General features: G+C 61.1%; 23 protein-coding genes. 12 read left to right on the top strand and 11 right to left on the bottom strand.

What is annotated here, in order from left to right; translation table 11 throughout:
• The first annotated feature begins 23 nt into the window (after positions 1–23).
• The 3 genes from KR52_RS06050 to trxB all read left to right on the top strand — a co-directional run bounded on the left by KR52_RS06050 (position 24) and on the right by trxB (position 3,214).
• Positions 24–1,379: a DEAD/DEAH box helicase family protein gene (locus tag KR52_RS06050; protein WP_038553705.1), complete on the top strand. Its 1,356-nt coding sequence runs from the start codon at positions 24–26 to the stop codon at positions 1,377–1,379.
• Between the two features lie 96 nt (positions 1,380–1,475).
• Positions 1,476–1,724, top strand: coding sequence for a hypothetical protein (locus tag KR52_RS06045; protein WP_038553702.1), 249 nt, complete (start codon positions 1,476–1,478; stop codon positions 1,722–1,724).
• Between the two features lie 143 nt (positions 1,725–1,867).
• Positions 1,868–3,214: a thioredoxin-disulfide reductase gene (trxB, locus tag KR52_RS06040; protein ID WP_371257699.1), complete on the top strand. Its 1,347-nt coding sequence runs from the start codon at positions 1,868–1,870 to the stop codon at positions 3,212–3,214.
• Between the two features lie 12 nt (positions 3,215–3,226).
• Here the strand turns inward: trxB and infA are convergent, their stop codons facing one another.
• Positions 3,227–3,496, bottom strand: coding sequence for a translation initiation factor IF-1 (gene infA, locus KR52_RS06035; protein WP_006041809.1), 270 nt, complete (start codon positions 3,494–3,496; stop codon positions 3,227–3,229).
• A gap of 202 nt (positions 3,497–3,698) precedes the next feature.
• On the opposite strand from infA, the gene KR52_RS06030 reads away from it, so the two are divergent.
• Entirely contained in the window at positions 3,699–4,346 is a 648-nt protein-coding gene (locus KR52_RS06030) for a pseudouridine synthase (protein WP_038553695.1), read from the top strand.
• Here the strand turns inward: KR52_RS06030 and KR52_RS06025 are convergent.
• The 5 genes from KR52_RS06025 to KR52_RS06005 are packed head-to-tail and all read right to left on the bottom strand — an operon-like array spanning position 4,294 to position 7,594.
• Positions 4,294–5,106, bottom strand: coding sequence for a methyltransferase domain-containing protein (locus tag KR52_RS06025; protein WP_038553692.1), 813 nt, complete (start codon positions 5,104–5,106; stop codon positions 4,294–4,296). The genes KR52_RS06030 and KR52_RS06025 overlap by 53 nt on opposite strands.
• Positions 5,106–5,321, bottom strand: a complete 216-nt coding sequence (locus KR52_RS06020; RefSeq protein WP_006851288.1) for a hypothetical protein — start codon at positions 5,319–5,321, stop codon at positions 5,106–5,108. The genes KR52_RS06025 and KR52_RS06020 overlap by 1 nt, the downstream gene beginning before the upstream one ends.
• A 53-nt stretch (positions 5,322–5,374) precedes the next feature.
• Entirely contained in the window at positions 5,375–6,337 is a 963-nt protein-coding gene (locus KR52_RS06015) for an NAD(P)H-binding protein (RefSeq protein WP_038553688.1), read from the bottom strand.
• A 56-nt stretch (positions 6,338–6,393) separates the two neighbouring features.
• Positions 6,394–6,495 carry a cytochrome b6-f complex subunit PetM gene (gene petM / locus KR52_RS06010; protein WP_038553686.1) on the bottom strand — a complete coding sequence of 34 codons (102 nt, stop codon included), beginning with the start codon at positions 6,493–6,495 and terminating at the stop codon, positions 6,394–6,396.
• Positions 6,496–6,523: 28 nt separating this feature from the next.
• Positions 6,524–7,594, bottom strand: coding sequence for a N2,N2-dimethylguanosine tRNA methyltransferase (locus tag KR52_RS06005; protein ID WP_253912472.1), 1,071 nt, complete (start codon positions 7,592–7,594; stop codon positions 6,524–6,526).
• A 97-nt stretch (positions 7,595–7,691) separates the two neighbouring features.
• On the opposite strand from KR52_RS06005, the gene KR52_RS06000 reads away from it, so the two are divergent.
• On the top strand, positions 7,692–8,657 hold the full coding sequence (locus KR52_RS06000) for an alpha/beta fold hydrolase (protein ID WP_051834401.1): 966 nt from the start codon (positions 7,692–7,694) through the stop codon (positions 8,655–8,657).
• On the top strand, positions 8,629–9,159 hold the full coding sequence (ilvN, locus tag KR52_RS05995) for an acetolactate synthase small subunit (protein ID WP_038553682.1): 531 nt from the start codon (positions 8,629–8,631) through the stop codon (positions 9,157–9,159). The genes KR52_RS06000 and ilvN overlap by 29 nt, the downstream gene beginning before the upstream one ends.
• 2 nt (positions 9,160–9,161) lie before the next feature.
• Here the strand turns inward: ilvN and KR52_RS05990 are convergent, their stop codons facing one another.
• Both KR52_RS05990 and KR52_RS05985 read right to left on the bottom strand, forming a co-directional pair.
• Positions 9,162–9,833 carry a peptidylprolyl isomerase gene (locus KR52_RS05990; protein WP_038553679.1) on the bottom strand — a complete coding sequence of 224 codons (672 nt, stop codon included), beginning with the start codon at positions 9,831–9,833 and terminating at the stop codon, positions 9,162–9,164.
• A 3-nt stretch (positions 9,834–9,836) separates the two neighbouring features.
• Positions 9,837–10,373, bottom strand: a complete 537-nt coding sequence (locus KR52_RS05985; protein WP_038556932.1) for a photosystem I assembly protein Ycf4 — start codon at positions 10,371–10,373, stop codon at positions 9,837–9,839.
• Positions 10,374–10,561: 188 nt separating this feature from the next.
• On the opposite strand from KR52_RS05985, the gene psbD reads away from it, so the two are divergent.
• From psbD to cysK, 5 genes are all read left to right on the top strand, one after another.
• Positions 10,562–11,617, top strand: coding sequence for a photosystem II D2 protein (photosystem q(a) protein) (psbD, locus tag KR52_RS05980; protein ID WP_006041823.1), 1,056 nt, complete (start codon positions 10,562–10,564; stop codon positions 11,615–11,617).
• Positions 11,601–12,989, top strand: coding sequence for a photosystem II reaction center protein CP43 (gene psbC / locus KR52_RS05975; protein WP_038553676.1), 1,389 nt, complete (start codon positions 11,601–11,603; stop codon positions 12,987–12,989). The genes psbD and psbC overlap by 17 nt, the downstream gene beginning before the upstream one ends.
• A gap of 109 nt (positions 12,990–13,098) precedes the next feature.
• On the top strand, positions 13,099–14,241 hold the full coding sequence (locus KR52_RS05970) for a PLP-dependent aspartate aminotransferase family protein (protein ID WP_038553673.1): 1,143 nt from the start codon (positions 13,099–13,101) through the stop codon (positions 14,239–14,241).
• Complete coding sequence (locus tag KR52_RS05965) at positions 14,238–15,734, top strand: PLP-dependent transferase (protein WP_038553670.1); 1,497 nt, start codon at positions 14,238–14,240, stop codon at positions 15,732–15,734. Before KR52_RS05970 ends, KR52_RS05965 begins: the two co-directional genes overlap by 4 nt.
• Before the next feature lie 54 nt (positions 15,735–15,788).
• Positions 15,789–16,775, top strand: coding sequence for a cysteine synthase A (gene cysK, locus KR52_RS05960; protein WP_038553667.1), 987 nt, complete (start codon positions 15,789–15,791; stop codon positions 16,773–16,775).
• A gap of 74 nt (positions 16,776–16,849) precedes the next feature.
• Here cysK and queA read toward each other — a convergent pair whose 3' ends face one another.
• Positions 16,850–17,950: a tRNA preQ1(34) S-adenosylmethionine ribosyltransferase-isomerase QueA gene (queA, locus tag KR52_RS05955; protein ID WP_038553664.1), complete on the bottom strand. Its 1,101-nt coding sequence runs from the start codon at positions 17,948–17,950 to the stop codon at positions 16,850–16,852.
• Positions 17,951–17,962: 12 nt separating this feature from the next.
• Positions 17,963–19,294 (bottom strand): dihydrolipoamide acetyltransferase family protein, encoded by a 1,332-nt coding sequence (locus KR52_RS05950; RefSeq protein ID WP_038553660.1) that lies wholly within the window; start codon positions 19,292–19,294, stop codon positions 17,963–17,965.
• 420 nt (positions 19,295–19,714) lie between these two features.
• On the opposite strand from KR52_RS05950, the gene KR52_RS05945 reads away from it, so the two are divergent.
• Positions 19,715–20,890 (top strand): tetratricopeptide repeat protein, encoded by a 1,176-nt coding sequence (locus tag KR52_RS05945; RefSeq protein WP_162175607.1) that lies wholly within the window; start codon positions 19,715–19,717, stop codon positions 20,888–20,890.
• Here the strand turns inward: KR52_RS05945 and KR52_RS05940 are convergent.
• Positions 20,876–21,886, bottom strand: coding sequence for a hypothetical protein (locus tag KR52_RS05940; protein ID WP_156957616.1), 1,011 nt, complete (start codon positions 21,884–21,886; stop codon positions 20,876–20,878). The genes KR52_RS05945 and KR52_RS05940 overlap by 15 nt on opposite strands.
• Positions 21,887–21,993 lie beyond the last annotated feature (107 nt).

Here is a 21,993-nt window from a genome sequence, read left to right as displayed (position 1 = left end):
AGTGGCAGCAACAGCTGATCCAGCTGCTGCGGCGCCGGCTAGAGCTTGAGGGCAGCAGCCGCGACCTGCTGGTGTTTGCAGGACCGGGGGCAGGCAAAACCCTCGGGGCCCTGTTGGGATTCCGCGCCATGCGCGATCAAGGCCGGTTGGGCCATTTCGTGGTCTTCTGCCACCGCACGTCCATCCTGAATCAGTGGAAAACTGCCGCGTCGCGTCTTGGCTTGCGGCTGGAGGAGTGGCCCTGCCCGCCGAACCAGAACCAGGGAGCCGATGGCCTGCTGGTGACCTACCAGGGTGCCGGTCGCCAGCGCGAGGCTCTGGGGGCACGGCTCGAGCAATGGGGCCTGAGCGCCTGCATGGCCATCGCCGATGAGGCCCACCATCTCGGTGTCGACCCCGACGAACCGGACGCCACCGCCTGGGGGCAGACCTTTCTGGACCTGACCAGCCCGGCCCGACTGCGCCTGGGACTGACAGGGACCCCCTTTCGTGCCGACAACCTGGCGTTCTGCGCGGCCCGACGCATCCGCGTGCGACTGGACGATGGTGGATGGGTGGAGCAGATCCGTCCGGATCTTTGCGTGGAACCCAGAGACCTGATCGCAGCTGGTGATGTTCGCCCCCTGGAGTTTCGTTTCCAGGACGGTTGGGTGGAACACAGCCGCGAAGGGCACCCCGACCGCGACGTCTCCCCTTTATCTGCCGAACAACGGGAAAGCTGGCGTGCCCGCAACCTGCGTCGCGCCATTCGCCTGGCCGACAGCAGCAGCATTGGTCAGCAGGTGCTGCTGCGAGCCCAACAGAAGCTGAATCAGCTGCGCGAGCGCCAACCCCAGGCCGCTGGCCTGGTCATCGCCCGTGATATCAGCCACGCCGAGGCCATCACCCGGGTGTTGATCGACGACGGCAGCCGGGTGGACTTGATTCATTCCCAGAGCCCCCAAGCGACGGAACGGTTGAAGGCCTTCCAGGGCGGTGAGGCTGATTGGCTGGTGAGCATCGACATGTGCGCGGAGGGCTTTGATGCGCCACGCCTGCGGGTGGTGGCTTACCTCACAACCGTTGTGACCCGCAGCCGCTTTGTACAAGGCATCACGCGGGCCGTGCGGATGACCCCAGACCTGGCCGCCCGCGAAGCCATTCCCAGGGAGCCTTCCTTTGTCTTCGCGCCGGCAGACCCGCTGCTGATGGACTTTGCGAGGTCGTGGTCGGTGGCCGAGCCCTACGTGCTGCGCTCTCAGGAGCAGGAGACCGAAGAGGAGCTTTCAGGCGCTGGTCCATGGCGCGGACCAAGCCTTCCCTTGGAGGCCGTGGAAGACGGAGCTGGCGCCGTAATCCGACTGAAAACGCCTGAATTGCCGGCTTTTTTGCAGCGCTGAGCACAGCCTTGCCCAGAGGAAAATGCGAATTTGTGCGAATTGGACGGCCGGAAGCGGCCCCCGATCCGCCAACCTGATCAACATCGAGGAGTCGTCATGGATGCCGCAATGGAGCGCCGGGTCATCGTTGCAAGCGGTTGGGCATCCACGCGGATGGCAGTGCTGGACAAGGAAGAGCGCTATGAAGACAGTTATGCGATAACGCAAGAATTCTGCGAATGGATCACCTGCATCGGGGAAAACATGGAGATGCTTGAAGCCAATGTTCTGGCGGTTCCACGCAATCCAAGCAAGCGGCGACCGATACACGACCCCACGTCCAACGACTCTCAGATTGAAATCTAAAAATTTTCTTAAATTCTCATGAATACCTCTCATCTTTTATTGAGTTTTTGTTCACGCCAACTTCGAAGCGGGATTTAGATTTAACTCATAGTCAATTCGCTTAAGCGGTGGATCAAGACCGTTCTGATCATGTCGAAAACCTGGTGATCGTTGGATCAGGTCCAGCCGGTTACACCGCGGCCATCTACGCAGCCCGCGCCAACCTGCAACCTCTGCTGATCACCGGGTTTCAGCGCGGCGGCATTCCCGGCGGTCAGCTGATGACCACCACCCACGTGGAGAATTTCCCGGGCTTTCCAGATGGTGTGCTCGGACCCGACCTGATGGATCTGATGAAGTCCCAGGCAGTGCGTTGGGGCACCCACCTGCTGGACGCTGATGCCGACAGCATTGACCTCAGCTCCAAGCCCTATCGCATCGAGGTGGATGGAGAGACCATCCACACCCACGCCCTGGTGATCGCCACCGGCGCCAGTGCCAACCGTCTCAAACTGCCCTCTGAAGAAACGTTCTGGAGCAAGGGCATCAGCGCCTGCGCGATCTGTGATGGCGCTACACCTCAATTCCGTAACGAAGAGCTGGCCGTGGTCGGCGGCGGCGACTCCGCCTGCGAAGAGGCGGTGTACCTGACCAAATACGGAAGCCATGTGCATCTGGTAGTGCGCTCCGACAAACTCCGCGCTAGTGCCGCCATGGCTGATCGGGTGTTGGCCAACGACGCGATCACGGTGCATTGGAACAGCGAGATCGACGACGTGAGCGGGGATGACTGGATGCAGTCGATGACCCTGCGCAATCGCATCGAGGGCAGTTCAACCACCCTCTCCGTCAAGGGGCTCTTCTATGCCATCGGTCACACCCCCAACACAGATCTGCTGCAGGGGCAACTGGATCTCGACGAGAAGGGCTACCTGACAACGGAACCGGGGCGACCGGAAACCTCCCGGGAGGGCGTCTTCGCGGCAGGTGATGTGGCCGACGCTGAATGGAGACAGGGCATCACTGCGGCCGGCAGTGGCTGCAAAGCAGCGTTGGCAGCAGAGCGCTGGCTGAGCCATCACAACCTGGCCACCCGGGTGCAGCGTGAGGAGGTGGAGCCGGCGGTCGCCGAACGCCCGCTGAACGTGGATGTCACCACTGAGGCGACCTACGACCCTCAAGGCCTCTGGCAGAAAGGTGGTTTTGCCCTGCGCAAGCTCTATCACGACAGCTCGAAGCCGCTGCTGGTGATCTACACCTCACCCAGCTGCGGCCCCTGCCATGTGCTGAAGCCCCAGCTGAAGCGGGTGATTGACGAACTGAATGGATCCGCCCAGGCCGTCGTCATCGACATCGAAACGGACCAGGAGATTGCCGAACAGGCTGGTGTCAACGGCACACCCACGGTGCAGCTGTTCCACCACAAAGCCATGGTGAAGCAATGGCGGGGCGTGAAGCAGCGCAGCGAATTCAAAGCAGCGATTGAATCCTGCCTTCAGGCAGCAGCCTGAGGGCGGTGGGCATCAACGACGACGGGGGCCACCGGGGCGGTTGCCACCGGGACGACCGCCGGGAGCACCAGCATTGCGCTCGCGATAGGTGATCCGGCCGCGGGTGAGGTCGTAGGGGCTGATCTCCACCAGCACCTTGTCCCCAGCCAACAATTTGATCCGGAACTTGGTGAGCTTTCCAGCGGCTCTGCACAGGCACTGGTGGCCAGCAGGCTGCTCGAGGGTGACCAGATAGAACCCGTTGCCCTGTTCCTTCTCGATCACTCCCGAGGTTTCGATCATGCGCCGGCAGCCAAATCTGTCTTGCTGGAGCCAGTTTAGAAGGCCACTCGCACCCCGATGAGAGAACAGAGCCCTTAAGCTCCGACGCCGACCTCTCACTCCCCTGCCGTGATTCTTCCACCGTTGAGCATGGATATCGGTCTGCTTCTGATCTCCATTGGTGTGGTCAACCTGTGGAGAATGCGGGAAAACGCAGGCTGAGTTGACGACGCTGCTGCTGAACAAGCCTTACGGGGTGTTGAGTCAATTCACACCGGAGGCCGGAAGCCGATGGAGCTGCCTGGGGGACCTTGTTGATGTACCCGATGTGTACGCCGCCGGACGCCTCGACGCCGACAGTGAAGGCCTGCTGATCCTCACCAGCAACGGGCGCCTGCAACAACGCCTCACCGACCCTCGCTTTGGACACTGGCGCAGCTACTGGGCCCAGGTGGAAGGAACCCCCAACCCCCATCAACTGCAACAGCTTCGCGATGGCCCTGTAGTTCAGGGGCGTCGCACCCTGCCGGCGCAGGCACGCTGGCTTCAAGGGCCAGACGAACCGCAGCTGCCCGAGAGAACACCTCCGATTCGTTATCGCGCTGCCATCCCCACCAGCTGGCTGCTGCTGTCCCTCACTGAGGGGCGAAACCGGCAGGTGCGCCGGATGACGGCGGCTGTCGGCCTGCCGACGTTGCGCTTGGTGCGCTGCTGCATCGACTTGATGGACAACGGTCCTCCGCTGGACCTCACCGGTCTTCAACCGGGAGCGTGGCGTGAGGTGACCGCGGCCGAACTGAAAAGGCTCAACCGCCTGATCAGCAGCAGCTCGAGCTCTGGGCTCCGGCGGGGAGGGCCCCAACGAGGGTGACCGCCCTGAATTCAATGCCCTCCACCACACGCCAGGGCGTCTCGCTGCGATCGACGTAGCGCACCTGCTCAAAGCCAAGGGCCTCGAACGCCTGCAGAAAAGCCTGCTCCTGCCAGGCACCGCTGATGCAGCCACTCCAGAGATCGGGGTCCTGCTGCAACCGCAGCGGCACAGCCTGATCGCAGACGATGTCGCTGATGGCGACGCGACCGCCGGGGGCGAGGACCCGGCGAATGTTGGCGAGAAGCCTCTCTCGAGCCGATGGATTCACCAGGTTGAGCACGCAGTTGCTCAGCACCACATCGATGGAGGCATCCGCGATCAGGGGCTCTCCTGTGGCATCAGGCGCATCGAGGGCCTCAATGGCTCCATCCACGAAACGAACGTTGTCGTAACCAATGGCTGAGGCCACGGCAGGAATCGCATCACGGGACAGGGCCAGCATGTCGGCGTTGCGATCAACACCGGTGACGCTCCCGGTTGCACCAACAATCTGACTGCAGATGAAAGCGTTTTTGCCGCTGCCACTGCCCAGGTCGAGCACGCGGTCCCCCTGCTTCACCCAACGGGTGGGATCACCACAGCCGTAATCACGCTCGACAACTGCCTTCGGAATCACACGAAGCAGGGCAGGATCAAAGCCAACCGGCGTGCAGAGGCAAGCTTCCTGCTCTTGCGCAGCTGCGCCATAGCGGGCCTGCACCGCCTGGGTTTGATCCAGAGACTGGGGCTCCGGAGATGAACAACATGCCTCAGCCATCAGCCGATGGCCTCCTGCAGCTCGCGCACCACGTTCCACTGGCCATACCAATAGTTGGCTTCCGCCCGACGATCCGGATCAGCCACACCATCCACCGCATCAGGACCCACTGACTTCCACAGCTCATGGCCGCAGACGCGGTTGAGGCCCTGTTCCGCCTCGTCCGACAACAACTGCAGACGCCGCTGCAGGTTTTTGAGCTGAGCGACAGCCATCAGAAAACAATCAATGAGTGAAACAGTACAAAAGAACCAAGCCAGTTCAAGGTTCAGAAGGGCAGCTTTTTCTTGGCGTCCTTGTCCAGATCGGCTTCCATCTCACGAAGCCGTTTCAGGATCGTGTCGTAGTACTCACGGATGTAGTCCTCCATGCCTGTGGTCTCCGCTTCATCAAGCCCGAAGGCGGCATAACTGGTTTGCATGGGGGCATCGAGGGTCTGACCGCTGCCGGTGACCTCAGCAAAGGCCAGGCGCTCCGCCACATTCACGGCCGGCTCAAAGAAGGAGGCAATGCCCTGCATCAGGTTGATCAGCACAGGTTGAACCCGGAACACGCGGGCCGTCTTGCCACTGCAGCGCTCACAGAGCTGCACCAGCTCACCGGTGTTCCAGGCTTTGGGGCCAACGACTGGATACGTGCTGCGCACGGTTTCCGGCCGCTCGAGGGCCGCAACCGCGAAACGGGCCATGTCCTGGGTGTTCATGTAGGCGATGGCCGTGGGACTGCCACTGACCCACACGGTCTGGCTCTCCAGAACCGGGATGGCGAACTGGCTGATCACCCCCTGCATGAAGGCTGCACCTTGCAGGATCGTGTAATCCAGATCCGATGATTCCAGCAACTTCTCGGTGCAGGCCTTGATGTCCATCAAGGGCACATCGCGGTGCTGGTGCGCCCCCAGCAGGGAGAGGAAAACAAAACGCTTGATCCCGGCCCGCTCACAGGCCCGGAGCAGGTTGAGCTTCCCGTCCCAATCCGTTTCGTAAATGCTGCGGGGGTCGTTGGGGCGGCTTGTGGATGCATCAATCACGGCATCCATGCCTTCCAGGGCGTAATCGAGGCTGTCGGGCTCCAGCAGGTCTCCTCGGGTCAGCTCACACCCCCATTCCTGAAGGAAGGCCGCTTTACGGGGAACCCGGACCATGCAACGCACTTGGTGGCCGGCATCAATGGCACGACGGGCGATCTGTCGTCCCAGGGTGCCCGTGCCACCCACCACAAGCAGTTGCATCAACGCCTTCCTTGCGAAGCGAGGAGCCTAATGGTCTCCGTCTGCAAGCGGCTGCTTCAGTCGTCTCCCTGCAGTTTCAGCAGCAATGCACCGCCAGCGAGGCCGATGGGAATCAACACCCAGAAGATCGCAGCAGTTCCAAAAATCTCAGCAGCCATGGTCAGGGCAAAGCGATCACCCGCCCATTTAAAGGCCTTCCCCCCGCAGGCTGGTGCAGATCTGTAACAGCTCTGGCAGCTCAGCATCGGTGCGCACCTGGCCTGGCATGACGCCGCTGGCGCTGGCGCGGTGGCCGGCGGCCTGGAGCGCCCGCACCAATCGGCCCAGGGCCGGCGGTCCGCCCAGACCCAGCCTCCGAGCCAGTTCATCGGTGGACCAGACCGTGGGGCCATCGCCGGGATCAGCCTGCAGACGCTGCATCAGGCGCAAGGTAATGGGGCTGATCTGTTGACGATTCAACTCTTGAGCATCGGCCATCAGCTGCAGCAGCAGAAGCGGCTCCTGCAAAGGGCCGATCCACAACGGGCCGCTGACGCTCCACCGCCCCTGACCATCCGCGCACGAACAGGCCGGCCAACCGCTGAGCTTCAGCAGAGGCTGAAACCGTTGTGCACCGCAGCGTTCACAACGCGCCACGAGCCCGAGATTCCGCTCATCACCGGCGGGGATCCGGCGCCGTAGGCGCAGGGCGAGGCGAAAGGTTCGGCCTTCGCTGAAGCTGAACAGCGGCTGCAGGCCGTGCCCCAGCATCCAGGCCTGCCGCGCCACCAAACCGATCTGCTGCCGCAGGGCCATTTCCCAGCTGGCCGGATGGGCGCGGGCGGCGGCACCGAGGCTGCGGATGGCGCCAACACGGTCATGACCGGTGGGGGAACGGCCATCCGTGGACGCCAGAAACAACAGGCCCTCGAAGCGCAAGGCCTGTAGGGCCGGCTGGATCAAAGCCCCTGGCGCCCCGAAGGCATCGAGATCAATGAAATCGAACCGCTTTCGCTTAAGAATCGCGCCGTGCAGCAATGTGTCTGCAGCATCAGCCGTGAGCCGGATTGCACCCTGCAGCGGCTGCAGATTGGCCTGGATCAGCGCCAAGCGATCGGGATCCCCGTCGTTGATCCAGAGCTCTGTCTCAGCCGCATGGCCGCCCACGGCCTCCAGGCCCCAGCGCAGGGCCCGGATCCCGCAACCGGCCATCAGATCAAGCCAGCGGAGGGAACGCGTTGCGCGTGAGCGCTGATGGCGCGCCAGCAACACCGACAGATCCCGGGCCGGACGCGACTCAGCCCTGAAAAAGCCGGGGCCCAGGCTGAGCTCAGCCAGACCTTCGCGATAGTGGTGTTCGGTTGAGCTCAGAAGGGTGCCGTCTGCTGCTATCCAGACTGCCGAGTGGGGCGTGCAGAGCACCTGGGAGTGGAGAGGCTGGCCCTGCCACTGGCGTGTCAGCGGCCCGGAAGCGGCACCCGCCGTTCTGCTGTTGCACGGTTTCGGTGCCGCCAGCGGACACTGGCGCCACTGCGGGCCGCAGTTGGCTGCTCAAGGTTGGCGGGTCTACAGCCTGGATCTCCTGGGTTTCGGCCAATCCGCTCAACCGGCGCGGCCCATGGACAACCGGCTCTGGGGGCAGCAAGTCTGCACGTTCCTCGACCAGGTGGTGCAAGGCCCGGCAGTGGTGATCGGCAACTCCCTGGGGGGCCTGACCGCACTCACCGCAGCGGTGCTCGCGCCCGAGAGGGTGCAAGCCGTGGTCGCGGCGCCCCTGCCGGACCCCGCCCTGATCCAACCGCTGCCGAAACGTCGGGCGCCCTGGCGACGGCGTTGGCAACGGCGCCTGCTCTGGGTGGTGCTGCACCTGCTGCCGCTTGAACTTGTGGTGCCCTTGATCGCACGCACAGGTCTGCTCAAGGCGGGGCTTCAGGGGGCCTACTGCCGTTCGATCCAATCCGATCAGGAGCTGCTTCAGCTGATGGCCCGTCCTGCCCGACGGCCCACAGCAGCCCAGGCTCTCCGAGGCATGAGCCTGGGCATGGCGCTGCGTCCCCGAGGCGCCACCGCCCCCGCCCTGCTCGAGCAACTTCGGGCGCCCATGCTGCTGATCTGGGGCCGTGAGGACCGATTCGTGCCCCTGGGCATCGGGGAATCCGTGGCAGCCACCCACCCACAACTCGAGCTGCGCGTGCTGGAGCATTGCGGTCACTGCCCCCATGACGAAGCAACCGATTGCTTCCTTGCTGTGGTGTTGCCCTGGCTGGACCGTAACTTGGGAGGACCAGACCGGCAGGGGACGACCAGCGGCGATGAAACACACCCTTTCGGTGGTGGTTGAGGACGAATCCGGCGCACTCAGCCGGATTGCAGGACTCTTCGCCCGACGCGGTTTCAACATCGACAGCCTCGCTGTTGGCCCAGCGGAGGCCGAAGGGCAGTCGCGCCTGACCATGGTCGTTGAGGGTGATGACCAGACCCTCCAGCAGATGACCAAACAGCTGGACAAACTGGTGAATGTGCTTCAGGTGCTGGATCTGACCCAGCGCCCGGCGGTGGAACGGGAGCTGATGCTGCTCAAGGTTTCAGCACCGGCGGCATCCCGCGGCGCCGTTTTCGAACTCGTTCAGGTGTTCAGGGCCAAGGTTGTGGACGTGGCCGATGAAGCCATGACCCTTGAGGTGGTGGGGGATCCAGGCAAATTGGTGGCCCTTGAACGCTTGATGGCTCCCTTTGGCATTCTCGAAATTGCCCGCACCGGCAAGGTGGCTCTTGAGCGGGCCTCAGGCGTGAACACGGAGATGCTCAAGGTGTCCCCAAGCCAGAGCCGCGTGCCGGCCTGAGTTCACTGCTTCACTTCGGCCTTGATGATGCGATCTCCCTGCTGAATCGCATCCACCACCTCCATACCATTCACCACTCGGCCGAAAACGGCATAGCGACCATCGAGTTCCGGCAAGGGACGCAGGGCCACATAGAACTGAGCGCTGGCGGAATCGGGAGACGGGGAGCGGGCCATGGCCACCGCCCCGCGATCATGGCGCAGCACCAGGTCATCCAGCTCTGCGGGGTTGGTGATGACCCGGCTGTAACGGGGCTGCTGTTCGGATCGAAACTTGATCTCCAGGGGAATCATCCGCGCCTGGCCGTTCGTGGGGTCAACGAAGTTGCCTGTGCCGAGCTGCCCCAGGGGAACCGATCGATCACTGGATTGCGGGTCGCCCCCCTGCACCACAAAGGGAACGGGCTCACGCACAACCCGGTGGAACATCGTTCCGTCGTAGATGCCGCGCTGCACCAGATCAACAAAATTGCCGGAGGTGAGCGGAGCGGCATCGCCATTCACTTCGATCGTGAACTCGCCCTGGCTCGTCTGCACGATGACGGTGGCCAGCCCCTGCAGGCAAGCCGCCTGGGCATCGGCGCAGCCCGTCACAACGGAGGCACGCGGTGAGGGACTGCAACTCACCAGCAGGGGGACGACCAGCAACAGCAACCAGGAACGAAATTGACGCATCGATCAAAGCCCTTCGAGGTTGACGCCGAGGAAGCGCGCCAGTTCGGCGCCGTCCTGCTCCAACTGAGCAAGCGGCAGGGGTTCGCCAACACGGGTGAGCGGCATGTCGCGTCGTCCTTGAATTCTCAGAGCGATGCGACGTCGTGCATTGAAACCATCACGCACTTCCACCTTCACAGCCTTCACATCCTTGAGGGGGATCTCCACAAGCACGGGCTTGCGGAAACCACGGCGGCTGATGGTCACCACGCCAGCGTCCTTGTCGAAACGGTTGCTGCCGCCGCCCACATTCACGGCGATCACGTACCAGAGGTAGGTGGCCAGCAATGCCGCAGCGAGGCTGTACAAGCCCATCACCAGACCCTGCGGGACGAACACGAGAGCAGCGGGATGGCCCAGGGGGAGGAGATCGCGGCCGAGGTAACTCGACAGCGAAGCCAGGAGGAAGCCCACACCGCCAATGGTGACGGCCGAGGCCACCAGATAATTCGAGAGACGACGGGAGCCGAGCACGGGTTGCTCGAGCACTGCTGCGGACATGACCCAGCCTGAACGAAGCGCCATTGTGACCGCAGAGTGGCCCGGGCGCCTGAATAAGAAAAAATCCCTAAGAAATAAAGGAATACGAGGGGTTTCAGCTCAAGCAAATGCGCCCCGCAGGGCCCATGAAGATTGTTAAGGTCTCGGCGTATCCCACAGCCTGCGGTTTTCCGCACCGTTCACCTCTCATGACGATCGCTGTAGGACGCGCGCCTCAGCGGGGATGGTTCGACGTCCTCGATGACTGGCTCAAGCGCGACCGCTTCGTTTTTGTCGGCTGGTCCGGCATTCTTCTCTTCCCAACGGCCTACCTGGCCATCGGTGGCTGGCTCACCGGCACCACCTTTGTCACCTCCTGGTACACCCACGGCATTGCCTCTTCGTACCTGGAAGGTTGCAACTTCCTCACCGCTGCTGTGTCCACCCCCGCTGATGCGATGGGTCACAGCCTCCTCCTCCTCTGGGGTCCGGAAGCCCAGGGTGACTTCGTTCGCTGGTGTCAGCTCGGCGGCCTCTGGGCCTTCGTGGCTCTGCACGGCGCCTTCGCGCTGATCGGCTTCATGCTCCGTCAGTTCGAGATCGCTCGTTTGGTCGGCATCCGCCCCTACAACGCCATCGCCTTCTCCGGCCCGATTGCGGTGTTCGTCAGCGTCTTCCTGATGTACCCCCTCGGCCAGAGCAGCTGGTTCTTCGCGCCCTCCTTCGGGGTGGCTGCGATCTTCCGCTTCCTCCTCTTCCTCCAGGGCTTCCATAACTGGACCCTGAACCCCTTCCACATGATGGGCGTCGCCGGCATCCTCGGCGGTGCACTGCTTTGCGCCATCCACGGCGCCACCGTGGAAAACACCTTGTTTGAGGACGGCGAGCAGGCCAACACCTTCAAGGCGTTCGAGCCCACCCAGGAAGAAGAGACCTATTCCATGGTCACCGCCAACCGCTTCTGGAGTCAGATCTTCGGAATCGCCTTCTCCAACAAGCGCTGGCTGCACTTCTTCATGCTTTTCGTGCCTGTGATGGGCCTGTGGACCAGCTCCATTGGCATCATCGGCCTGGCCCTCAACCTGCGCGCCTACGACTTCGTGTCCCAGGAAATCCGCGCTGCAGAAGATCCCGAATTCGAGACCTTCTACACCAAGAACATCCTTCTGAATGAAGGTCTGCGTGCCTGGATGGCACCGGCTGACCAGCCGCACGAAAACTTCGTCTTCCCTGAAGAGGTTCTGCCCCGTGGTAACGCTCTCTAATCCCGGTCTTGGCGCCACTGGCGGCAAAGACCTCCCCTCCACCGGGTATGCCTGGTGGTCTGGCAACGCCCGTCTGATCAACCTGTCCGGCCGACTGCTGGGTGCCCACGTGGCCCACGCCGGTCTGATGGTGTTCTGGGCCGGCGCGATGATGCTGTTCGAGGTGAGCCACTTCACCTTCGACAAGCCCATGTATGAGCAGGGCTTCATCTGCATGCCCCACGTCGCCACCCTTGGCTATGGCGTGGGCCCCGGCGGTGAGGTCACTGATCTTTTCCCCTTCTTCGTGGTCGGTGTTCTGCACCTGATCAGCTCCGCCGTGCTCGGTCTCGGCGGCCTGTATCACGCCCTGCGTGGTCCGGAGATCCTGGAGAACTATTCCTCCTTCTTCTCCCAGGACTGGCGTGACAAGAACCAGATGACCAACATCATTGGTTATCACCTAATCCTTCTGGGCGTCGGCTGCCTGCTGCTGGTCTTCAAGGCCATGTTCTTCGGCGGCGTTTACGACACGTGGGCCCCCGGTGGAGGTGATGTGCGCCTGATCACCAACCCCACCCTCGATCCGGGCGTGATCTTCGGATATCTGTTCCGTGCTCCCTTCGGTGGCGAGGGCTGGATCATCGGTGTGAATTCCATGGAGGACATCATCGGTGGCCACATCTGGCTGGGTCTGACCCTGATCTTCGGTGGCATTTGGCACGCCATCACCAAGCCCTTCGGCTGGGTGCGTCGCGCCTTCATCTGGAACGGTGAGGCCTACCTGAGCTACAGCCTTGGCGCTCTGAGCTTCATGAGCTTCATCGCTTCGGCCTACATCTGGTTCAACAACACCGCCTATCCCTCCGAGTTCTGGGGCCCCACCAACGCTGAGGCATCCCAGGCTCAGAGCTTCACCTTCCTGGTGCGTGACCAGCGCCTCGGCGCCAACATCGGTTCCGCCATGGGCCCCACCGGCCTGGGTAAGTACCTGATGCGCTCACCCACCGGTGAAATCATCTTCGGCGGTGAAACCATGCGCTTCTGGGACTTCCGTGGTCCCTGGCTGGAGCCCCTGCGTGGCCCCAACGGTCTCAGCCTCGACAAGCTGCAAAACGACATTCAGCCCTGGCAAGTGCGCCGTGCGGCTGAGTACATGACCCACGCTCCCAACGCGTCTCTCAACTCCGTGGGCGGCATCATCACCGAACCCAATTCGGTGAACTACGTGAACCTCCGCCAATGGCTGGGTGCAGCGCAGTTCGTGCTCGCATTCTTCTTCTTGGTTGGTCACCTTTGGCACGCCGGCCGCGCTCGCGCTGCTGCTGCTGGCTTCGAGAAAGGCATCGACCGTCAGGCAGAGCCTGTGCTCGGCATGCCCGACCTCGACTGATCCAACGGTTCAACCCAAACGATCGTCATCAACCCTCGCCATACGGCGGGGGTTTTTTATTGGGATGGGAGAGGCGATTTCTTAGCCTGTCCGAATCGATGGATCGTCCGTGAACACAGGCCTAAACACCCGGGTGATCCACCACGGCGACAGCTTTGCGGGAGACACCGGCACGGTGATGCCGCCGATCTTCCCCACCAGCACCTTTGCCCATGGCAACGCTGGCGGATTTGATTACACCCGTTCCGGCAACCCCAACTTCCGCATCCTTGATGGGGTGCTCGCTTCGGTTGAAGGTTGCGCCCACGCCACCGTCTTCGCCTCCGGCGTCAGCGCCATCACCGCCGTGGTGTCCCAGCTGAAGCAGGGTGATCTGGTGCTCTGCGAAGAGAACCTCTACGGCTGCACCGTACGGCTGTTCGAGCAGGTGTTCGCCAAGTTCGGCCTGAAAACCGCTTGGGTGGACTTCACCCAGCCGGCCGCACTGGAGCAGATCCAAGCCCAGAAGCCGGCGATGGTGTGGCTGGAGAGCCCCACGAATCCCCTGCTCAAGGTGATCGACCTGGAGGCGGTCTGCGCCATCACCCAACCCCTCGGCATCCCCGTGGTGGTGGACAACACCTTTGCCACCGCCCTGGTGCAGCGCCCTCTGGAGCTGGGCGCCACCCTCTCGCTCACCAGCACCACCAAATACATCAACGGCCATTCCGATGCCCTCGGTGGGGCCGTCTGCACCAACGATCCTGAGTGGCACCAGAAGATGGTGTTCTCCCAGAAGGCCCTGGGCCTGCAGCCCTCCCCCTTTGACTGCTGGCTGATCACGCGGGGCATCAAGACCCTGCCGCTGCGGCTCAAGCAGCAGATGGCCAATGCCGCAGCCCTGGCCGATCAACTGGCGGGGCACGCCAAGGTGAACTGGGTGCGTTACCCCCAACGAAGCGATCACCCGCAGCACCAGGTGGCGATCCGTCAGATGAGCGCCGGCGGCGCGATCGTGACGGTGAGCTTCAACGCCAGCCAGGAGCAGACCTATGCCCTCTGCAAACAACTGCGCTGGTTCACCATGGCCGAAAGCCTGGGCGGCATCGAAAGCCTGATCTGCCACCCCGCCACCATGACCCACGCCGCGGTATCCGCCGAGGTGAAGGCCAAGCTGGGCATCGACGATGGCCTGGTGCGCTTCTCGGTGGGCTGCGAAGACCTCGCCGATCTACAGGCCGATCTGGACCAGGCCCTGGAGCTGCTGGCGTGAGTCCCCGCAATCTGCTCAACGATCCGGCCTGGCAGGGCTCTGATCTCGGCCATCCCTTACCCGACTCCCCCCATGCGGTGTCTGTGGCGCTGCCGCGCTGGCGCGATGTGATCGCCTACGAGGAGAAGGATCCGGCCTGCCGCGATGCCCTGCAGACGATCTATCCCCGCTTCGGCCTGCATCCACTGATCCAACAACTGGTTCAGCCTTCGGAGCTTGCAGGCACCACGGTCTGGCCCTACCCCACCGAAGCGGCAGCCCAGGCAGCTCTGGCCCACTGCCAACGCAAGGCACCGGAGAGCCGCTCGGAGCTGATTGCCATTGCTGGGGTGACCTGCCTGCGCAGTGATGCAGCGGCAAGCCCCCATGCCAAAGCGTTCTGGCAGCACACCGGCCTGGGCCTCTCCTCCCGCCAGGCCGCCATCGCCCTGGGGAAAGAGACATCCCCCAGCAGCACATCCGGCGACGCGGCCCGCGAGCTGATTCGAAAGCGCTTGGCTGGCATCCATGGCGTCGATGGCCAGCAGATCAGCCTGCATCCAGCGGGGATGGCCGGCCTGTATGCGGCACTCAGCGCCATCCAGACGCTGCGGCCGGGTCGGCCCACCCTGCAGCTGGGCTTTCCCTACGTGGATGTGCTGAAGCAGCCGCAGGTGGTGTTTCACGGAGGCGAGCTGTTGCAACCGCAGAGCCTCACCGAGGTGGAAACGGCCCTGGATCAGCTCCAGCCGGCGGCCGTGATCGTGGAGCTGCCCAGCAATCCGCTGCTGCGCTGCGTGGATCTGCCCGGCATGTCGGCCCTGGCCCGCAGCCGCGGCATTCCAGTGATTGCCGATGACACGATCGGCACCGGCATCAACCTCAACGCCCTGCCCTACGCCGATCTGATCTTCACCTCACTCACCAAGAGCTTCGCCGGCCGCGGTGATGTGATGGCGGGCAGTGTGCTGGTGAGCCCGCAATCGCCCTGGGCGGCCTCCCTGCTGGCGGCGGTTCCAGCCATCGCCCCCCTCAGCGATGCCGATGCCATCGCCCTGGAGATCGCCAGCCGGGATGTGCTCCAGCGAGTGCCGCAACTCGATGCGAACGCCCTGCTTCTGGCGGAACGGCTTGACAGCCATCCGGCCGTGCAACGGGTGCTGCATCCAAAGAGCTGCCCCAACTTCCGCGCCTTGATGCGCAGCGGGGCCGGCCACGGCTGCCTGCTCTCCTTTGAACTGAAGGGAGGCCAAGAGCACTCCAAGCGGGTCTACGACGCCCTTCGGATCAGCAAGGGGCCCAGCCTTGGCACCCATTTCAGCCTGGTTTGCCCATATACCCAACTGGCTCATTACGACGAATTGAGCTGGGCCGAGCAGTGTGGTGTGCCGGCGGATCTGCTCCGCGTGTCGGTGGGGCTGGAAGACCCCGATGCGCTGTGGATGCGGTTTGAGCAAGCGTTTGCTGACGCAGAGTCCGGTGAGACTCTGAAAAAGCCCTTAACAACCGGGTGAGGAGAGGCTTTTGATCATTAGTTTGATTTCTTCGGGCCCCTCTACATCAGCTTCATGTCCCGCATTTACGACGACAACAGCCAGGCCATCGGCAACACCCCGCTGGTCAAGCTGAACAACGTCACCAAAAACTGCAAGGCCACAGTGCTGGCCAAGGTTGAGGGGCGCAACCCCGCCTACAGCGTCAAGTGCCGGATCGGCGCCAACATGATCTGGGACGCAGAAAAGAGCGGCAAACTCACCGAAGGCAAGGTGATTGTTGAGCCCACCTCCGGAAACACTGGCATCGCTCTGGCCTTCACCGCCGCCGCCCGTGGGTACAAACTGATCCTGACGATGCCCGAGTCGATGTCGATCGAGCGGCGACGCGTCATGGCCGTGCTCGGGGCCGAGCTGATCCTCACCGAGGCCGCCAAGGGCATGCCCGGTGCGATTGCCAAGGCCAAGGAAATCGCCGAGAGCGATCCGGCTAAATACTTCATGCCCGGCCAGTTCGACAATCCCGCTAACCCCGAAATCCACTTCAAGACCACCGGTCCTGAAATCTGGAACGACTGCGATGGCGCCATTGACGTGCTCGTGGCCGGCGTCGGCACCGGTGGCACCATCACCGGCGTCTCCCGTTACATCAAAAATGAAGCGGGCAAGGCGATCGAATCCGTGGCCGTTGAACCCACCAACAGCCCGGTGATCACCCAGACCATGAATGGTGAGGCCGTCAAGCCCGGGCCCCACAAGATTCAGGGCATCGGTGCCGGCTTCATCCCCCAAAACCTCGACCTCTCCGTGGTCGACAAGGTGGAGCAGGTGACCAACGAAGAATCCGTTGCCATGGCCCTGCGCCTGGCCCAGGAGGAAGGCCTGCTGGTGGGCATCTCCTGCGGAGCCGCCGCCGCAGCGGCTATTCGTCTGGCGGAGAAGGAGGAGTACGCCGGCAAAACCATCGTGGTGGTGCTGCCCGACCTGGCTGAGCGTTACCTCTCCTCGGTGATGTTCGCTGATGTGCCCACCGGCATCATCGAGCAACCGGTGGCGGTCTGAGCTACCCCAAGCAGAGGCCTTGGCCCCGTCGTTGACGGGGCTTTTTTATGTCCTCACCGTTAACTGTTCAGGCCTCAGCGTGCCGATGGGCGGGCCTGGGGCTGGACGGCGGCCACATCAATCCACATCGCATCGCCATAGGAGAAAAAGCGATAGTTCCTCTCAATTGATTCGGCATAGAGCTTCAGCAGGGTGTCCCGGCCGATCAGGGCACTCACCAACAACAGCAAGGAGCTTTTGGGCAGGTGGAAGTTGGTGAGCAGGGCTTGAATCACCTTGAACTGATAACCCGGCTGAATCACCAGATCCACCGGCCCCGTGTAGGGCTTGAGAACACCGCCATGGGCTTGAGCGGCTCCCTCCAGGGCGCGAACACTTGTGGTGCCCACGGCAATCACACGGCCTCGGCACCCCTGCACGGCCTCCACCACAGCGGGGCTGACATCAACCCATTCACTGTGAAGCTCCAAGGCGGTGAGATCCTCCGTTTCAACGGGGCGAAAAGTGCCAAGCCCCACATGCAGGGTGATCCGGGCCAGATCCACCCCGTTCTGCTGCAAGCCCGCCAGCAGCTCATCGCTGAAGTGCAGTCCGGCCGTCGGAGCAGCCACCGCACCGGGGCGATCGGCGTAGCGGGTCTGATAACGCTGGCTGTCGCTGGGATCGTGCCGTTCGATGTAGGGCGGTAGCGGTACCTCGCCCACGTCATTGAGCAAGCCCTCAATGGTTTCGGCATCCCTGCAATCGCTTGGGAACTGCACCACCCGGCCACCACTGGCGGGATCTTCAGCGATCACCTCCAGGCTGATCTCGGTGCCATCAATCGTGAGGCGGTCACCGGGCCGCATGCGCTTGGCGGGGCGGGCCAGACACAGCCAGCGGCCCTCCCCCCGCGGCTCCAGCACCAGCAATTCAGACAGCCCACCTCCGGAACGGCGTACCGCCAGGCGGGCCTTGAGCACCCGGGTGTCATTCACCACCAGCAGATCACCGGGCTGCAGGAGCTCGAGCAGGTCCCACACCTGGCCATGGCCTGCCGCCGAGGGGGGTTCCCCCTGGGGGGGAACCATCAACAACCGGGCACTGTGCCGCGGTTCCACCGGTGCCTGGGCGATGCGCTCGGGCGGCAGCAGGTAGTCGTAGCTGCTGAGTTGATGGTCCCTGGGATCTGCCATGCAGGCGAGCGATCAGAGCGCCAGGCTTTCCGGGCGGGTCTCGATCAGCTCAGCGAGATCCTTCAGGAACGCGGCACCATCGGCGCCGTAGATCACCCGGTGGTCCGCCGTGAGGTTCACCTGCATCTGACGCTTGACGGCGATGGAGCCGTCTTTGCCCGCCACCACCGTGGGGCGTGATGCGGCGACGGCGAGAATGGCACCGGTGCCGGTGGGAAGAATCGCGTCGAAGCGATCAACACCGAACATGCCGAGGTTGGAGAGGGTGAAGGTGCCCGTGGTGTATTCCTCAGGCTGCAGCTGCTTGCTGCGGGAGCGCTTGACCAGATCCCCCCACTGACGCGACATCTCGTAGAGATCGGTGCGATCGGCATTGCGCAGCACCGGTGTGATCAAGCCACCGTCTCCCATGGCAACGGCAACAGCAACGTTGACGTCGGCGGGGTAGGCCATACCAGCGGCGGTGGTGGCGGCATTCACCTGCGGGTGGCGCGCCAGGGTGACGGCCACAGCCTTGGCCAGCAGCGCCGTCATCGTGACGCCCTTGGGCTTCACCTGTTTGTAGAAGGCATCCAGCTTGTCGGTGGTGATGGTGTAACCGACACGGAAACAGGGAACCGCCAGGCTCGCCTCCATGTTTTTATTCACAGCACCCTGCAGGGTGGTGAAGGCCACGGTCTCTCCGGGCCGGCCGAAGCTGTTGCCCGCCGGAGCTGCCGGGGCCACTGCAGCCGCTGCGCCACCGGCGGCAGCTGCGGGAGCTGTTCCTTCCGCAACGCGGGGCACGGAGATCGGCTGCCCGGTGGCCTGCTCAACGTCTTCCGCCTGAATCCGGCCATGGGGGCCGCTGCCGCGCACCGTGGCCAGGTCCACTCCCATCTGGGAGGCCAGCTTTTTGGCCCGGGGGCTCGCCACGATGCGGCCATCGTTCACCACCGGTGCCGATGGCGCTGGGGGGGCGACAGGAGCCGGAGCCGGGGCGGGGGTCGGCGCTGGGGCCTGGACCGCAGCTGGCGTGGGAGCCGGTGCCGGAGCCGGGGCGGGCGCCGAAGCTGCAGCAGGTGCGCTGGGGGCCTTGGCCTGAGCGTCGGCGATCTCAGCTTCGGTCTCAACAATCAGACCGATGGTTTCGCCCACCGGTGCCGTGCTACCCGCAGGCATCAAGACGGCAGCGAGGTAGCCATCCTGGAACGACTCGACGTCCATGTCGGCTTTGTCGGACTCAACGACAAGAACCGACTCCCCCCGGGCGACCTTGTCGCCAGGCTGCTTCAACCACTCCACGATCTTCCCCTCCGTCATGGTGGAACTGAGGGCAGGCATGAAGATGTCTGTGGTCGCCATCAGGTCCTGTTTGCGTGGGGATGAAGGATGCTGGCCAACCGTCTGTAGAACGGATGGCCAGCGAATCAGCTAACTCTACGATTTCGGACTCCCCAGTCGCCGCAATGGATCAGCGGGAATCTCTGCTCTTAGGCCTTGAACTTCTACCGTTCAGCCTTCAACTCGGATAGCCCCTCTTCCAACTGAGAGTTGTTGTTTGGGTCTGCATCCCAGGCTTCGACCAACTTCTGCGCTGTGGGGCGGGAGAACCGTCAGAAGTGGTGGTGAGGACTGTTCAGGGTTCGGTCACTACACATCCGACAAAAACTTGATCGCCAGAAATCCGTTGCGGAGATGGGTTGGAGAACGACTAAGCAGATCGAGAAGAAATGAAAGTGGCTTGATAGTTGGCTTAGGATTTGTAAATAGACAATGCGACAGATGGCGGGATTCGGAGATCAAAAAAAAAGTAAGAAGAAAAGACCTCAGCAAAAGCCACAAACGAATGGGTACAGTCTTCTGAAGAACGCAATTAACCACCACGCTCAGGGAGACCTAAAGAACGCCGAGAAGGCTTACAGAGCAGCTATTAATTCCGGAATCTTAAATATCGCATTATTTTCAAATCTAGGGATTATTTGCCAAACAAGCCAGCGCACGGAAGAAGCAATCTCGCTTTACAAAAAAGCTATACAAATAGACCCTAATCACCCAGATGCTTACACCAACTTAGGAGGCTTACACATAGCTATCGGCAACCTTGACCAGGCTCTTGCCTCCACTCTCAAATCACTTGAGCTCAAACCTGATAATCCTGATGCCCTCATGAATCTGGGCAGCATCTACAAAGACCTCGGCACCCTTGACCAGGCTCTTGCCTCCACTCTCAAATCACTCGAGCTCAAACCTGATAATCCAGATGCCCGCATGAATCTGGGCGACATCTACAAAGACCTCGGCAACCTTGACCAGGCTCTTGCCTCCACTCTCAAATCACTCGAGCTCAAACCTGATCACCCCACTGCCCACATGAACCTGGGCAGCATCTACAAAGACCTCGGCAACCTTGATCAGGCTCTTGCCTCCACTCTCAAATCACTCGAGCTCAAACCTGATCACCCCACTACCCACATGAATCTGGGGGGCATATACAAAGACCTCGGCAACCTCGACCAGGCTCTTAACTCCACTCTCAAATCACTTGAACTCAAACCTGATCACCCCACTACCCACATGAATCTGGGCGGCATTTACAAAGACCTCGGCAACCTTGATCAGGCTCTTACCTCCACTCTCAAATCACTCGAGCTCAAACCTGATAATCCTGATGCCCTCATGAATCTGGGCGGCATCTACAAAGAACTCGGCAACCTCGATCAGGCTCTTACCTCCACTCTCAAATCACTCGAGCTCAAACCTAATAATCCTGATGCCCTCATGAATCTATTCAGCTCCTACGGAGAAGGAGATCTTCTAGCCCTAAAATCTACGGCTCGTAGAGCACTTGAGCATGACCAAGAGATTCTAAATGATTTAACGTACATAGAAGCAATTTCATCACTAGGAAAAGATTTCGCAAAAAACATTATCTCCACGGCAGAGTCAATCAATCGGTGAATTTTCGATCAACTCAATTTCGTACATCAAAGCCTTATACAGTTGATCTTTTTCGCCAAAACCCGATTCCTGGAGAGAATCAATCAGATCACGCCTGGCTTGTATATTCACTTCGCGAATCTTGGCGAATAAGCTACTCGCTACATCAGCTGACAAGCCAACAGAAGACAGAATCGACTTAAAGTTTTCCCGCGGAAGAGCATTAGACAAACACCCAACGGGCAGCAACTTAATCGAAAGAACATCGCCATCCACAGAGAAGCTTGTTTTTTCCTTAGAATCTAAGGCAAACCGACCAGCGCATCTGATAGCGAGCGCCTGATCACCTATATTAATGTTGAATGGAATACTATATGCAACAATACATTCACATGCAAAACCGTACTTCATCCACATACTCATTGGGCTATTTTCTACACTATATTTAAGCAATATCTCTTCGCAACTAGGCTCCATTGGTGGAGTTTCCACACCACAAGGAGTTATTCTTAGCGGAGCAGCAAAAGAGCTATGGTTCACGAATTCCCATACGGGAGCAATAACAATCTGATCTTCAAATTTGACACATCTTTCACTGACAAATCTTTTCAACAAGGAATCATTGTCTACACGATAACTAAGAAGAGTTGCGTCAACAAAACCGTTAGCCAAAAGCTGTTTCTTAATCGGCTCCTGCAACAACTCAATGAACTTCAAAAAAGAAAAAGAGTCATTGTTGCCACCATTGCCCCAAGAATAATTATTCCAGTATAATTCTAAAAACGCAATTTCTTTAGCGGTATAGCAACTGCCGTCTTTAATCACAACATGATCACCATCGAGGCATAAGTTGTCAACATTAACAAAAAGATTCTTAGGCGTCATAATCTTCGCCATGCGTGATGAATCAATGGGGAATACACCTCGCCCATACTGTCCTACTCTTTGATAAACATTATCTGCAATGCCTCCCAAGGCAGTAAATTTGTCTAACAGATCCCGAAAGTCAGCGTCCACGAGCGAATATGGCCTTTTATCCAGATATTTTAAGGCACTTCAAGGGGAAAGATTACGTGACGTCGAAAAAACGCTGCTCGGCCTTGGAAGCAAGCAAAGCTCAAACT

The sequence above is a fragment of the Synechococcus sp. KORDI-52 genome (assembly GCF_000737595.1).
GTDB lineage: Bacteria > Cyanobacteriota > Cyanobacteriia > PCC-6307 > Cyanobiaceae > Parasynechococcus.
Note: the sequence above shows the minus strand (reverse complement) of the source record. Positions and strands in the feature narration are given on the sequence as shown.

Excerpts from the sequence above, each read along its gene's own strand:
- KR52_RS06045 (WP_038553702.1), top strand. The coding sequence starts at position 1,476 with ATGGATGCCGCAATGGAGCGCCGGGTCATCGTTGCAAGCGGTTGGGCA.
- infA (WP_006041809.1), bottom strand. The coding sequence starts at position 3,496 with ATGATCGAAACCTCGGGAGTGATCGAGAAGGAACAGGGCAACGGGTTC.
- KR52_RS06025 (WP_038553692.1), bottom strand. The coding sequence starts at position 5,106 with ATGGCTGAGGCATGTTGTTCATCTCCGGAGCCCCAGTCTCTGGATCAA.
- KR52_RS06020 (WP_006851288.1), bottom strand. The coding sequence starts at position 5,321 with ATGGCTGTCGCTCAGCTCAAAAACCTGCAGCGGCGTCTGCAGTTGTTG.
- KR52_RS06015 (WP_038553688.1), bottom strand. The coding sequence starts at position 6,337 with ATGCAACTGCTTGTGGTGGGTGGCACGGGCACCCTGGGACGACAGATC.
- petM (WP_038553686.1), bottom strand. The coding sequence starts at position 6,495 with ATGGCTGCTGAGATTTTTGGAACTGCTGCGATCTTCTGGGTGTTGATT.
- ilvN (WP_038553682.1), top strand. The coding sequence starts at position 8,629 with ATGAAACACACCCTTTCGGTGGTGGTTGAGGACGAATCCGGCGCACTC.
- KR52_RS05990 (WP_038553679.1), bottom strand. The coding sequence starts at position 9,833 with ATGCGTCAATTTCGTTCCTGGTTGCTGTTGCTGGTCGTCCCCCTGCTG.
- KR52_RS05985 (WP_038556932.1), bottom strand. The coding sequence starts at position 10,373 with ATGTCCGCAGCAGTGCTCGAGCAACCCGTGCTCGGCTCCCGTCGTCTC.
- psbD (WP_006041823.1), top strand. The coding sequence starts at position 10,562 with ATGACGATCGCTGTAGGACGCGCGCCTCAGCGGGGATGGTTCGACGTC.
- cysK (WP_038553667.1), top strand. The coding sequence starts at position 15,789 with ATGTCCCGCATTTACGACGACAACAGCCAGGCCATCGGCAACACCCCG.
- queA (WP_038553664.1), bottom strand. The coding sequence starts at position 17,950 with ATGGCAGATCCCAGGGACCATCAACTCAGCAGCTACGACTACCTGCTG.
- KR52_RS05950 (WP_038553660.1), bottom strand. The coding sequence starts at position 19,294 with ATGGCGACCACAGACATCTTCATGCCTGCCCTCAGTTCCACCATGACG.
- KR52_RS05945 (WP_162175607.1), top strand. The coding sequence starts at position 19,715 with ATGGCGGGATTCGGAGATCAAAAAAAAAGTAAGAAGAAAAGACCTCAG.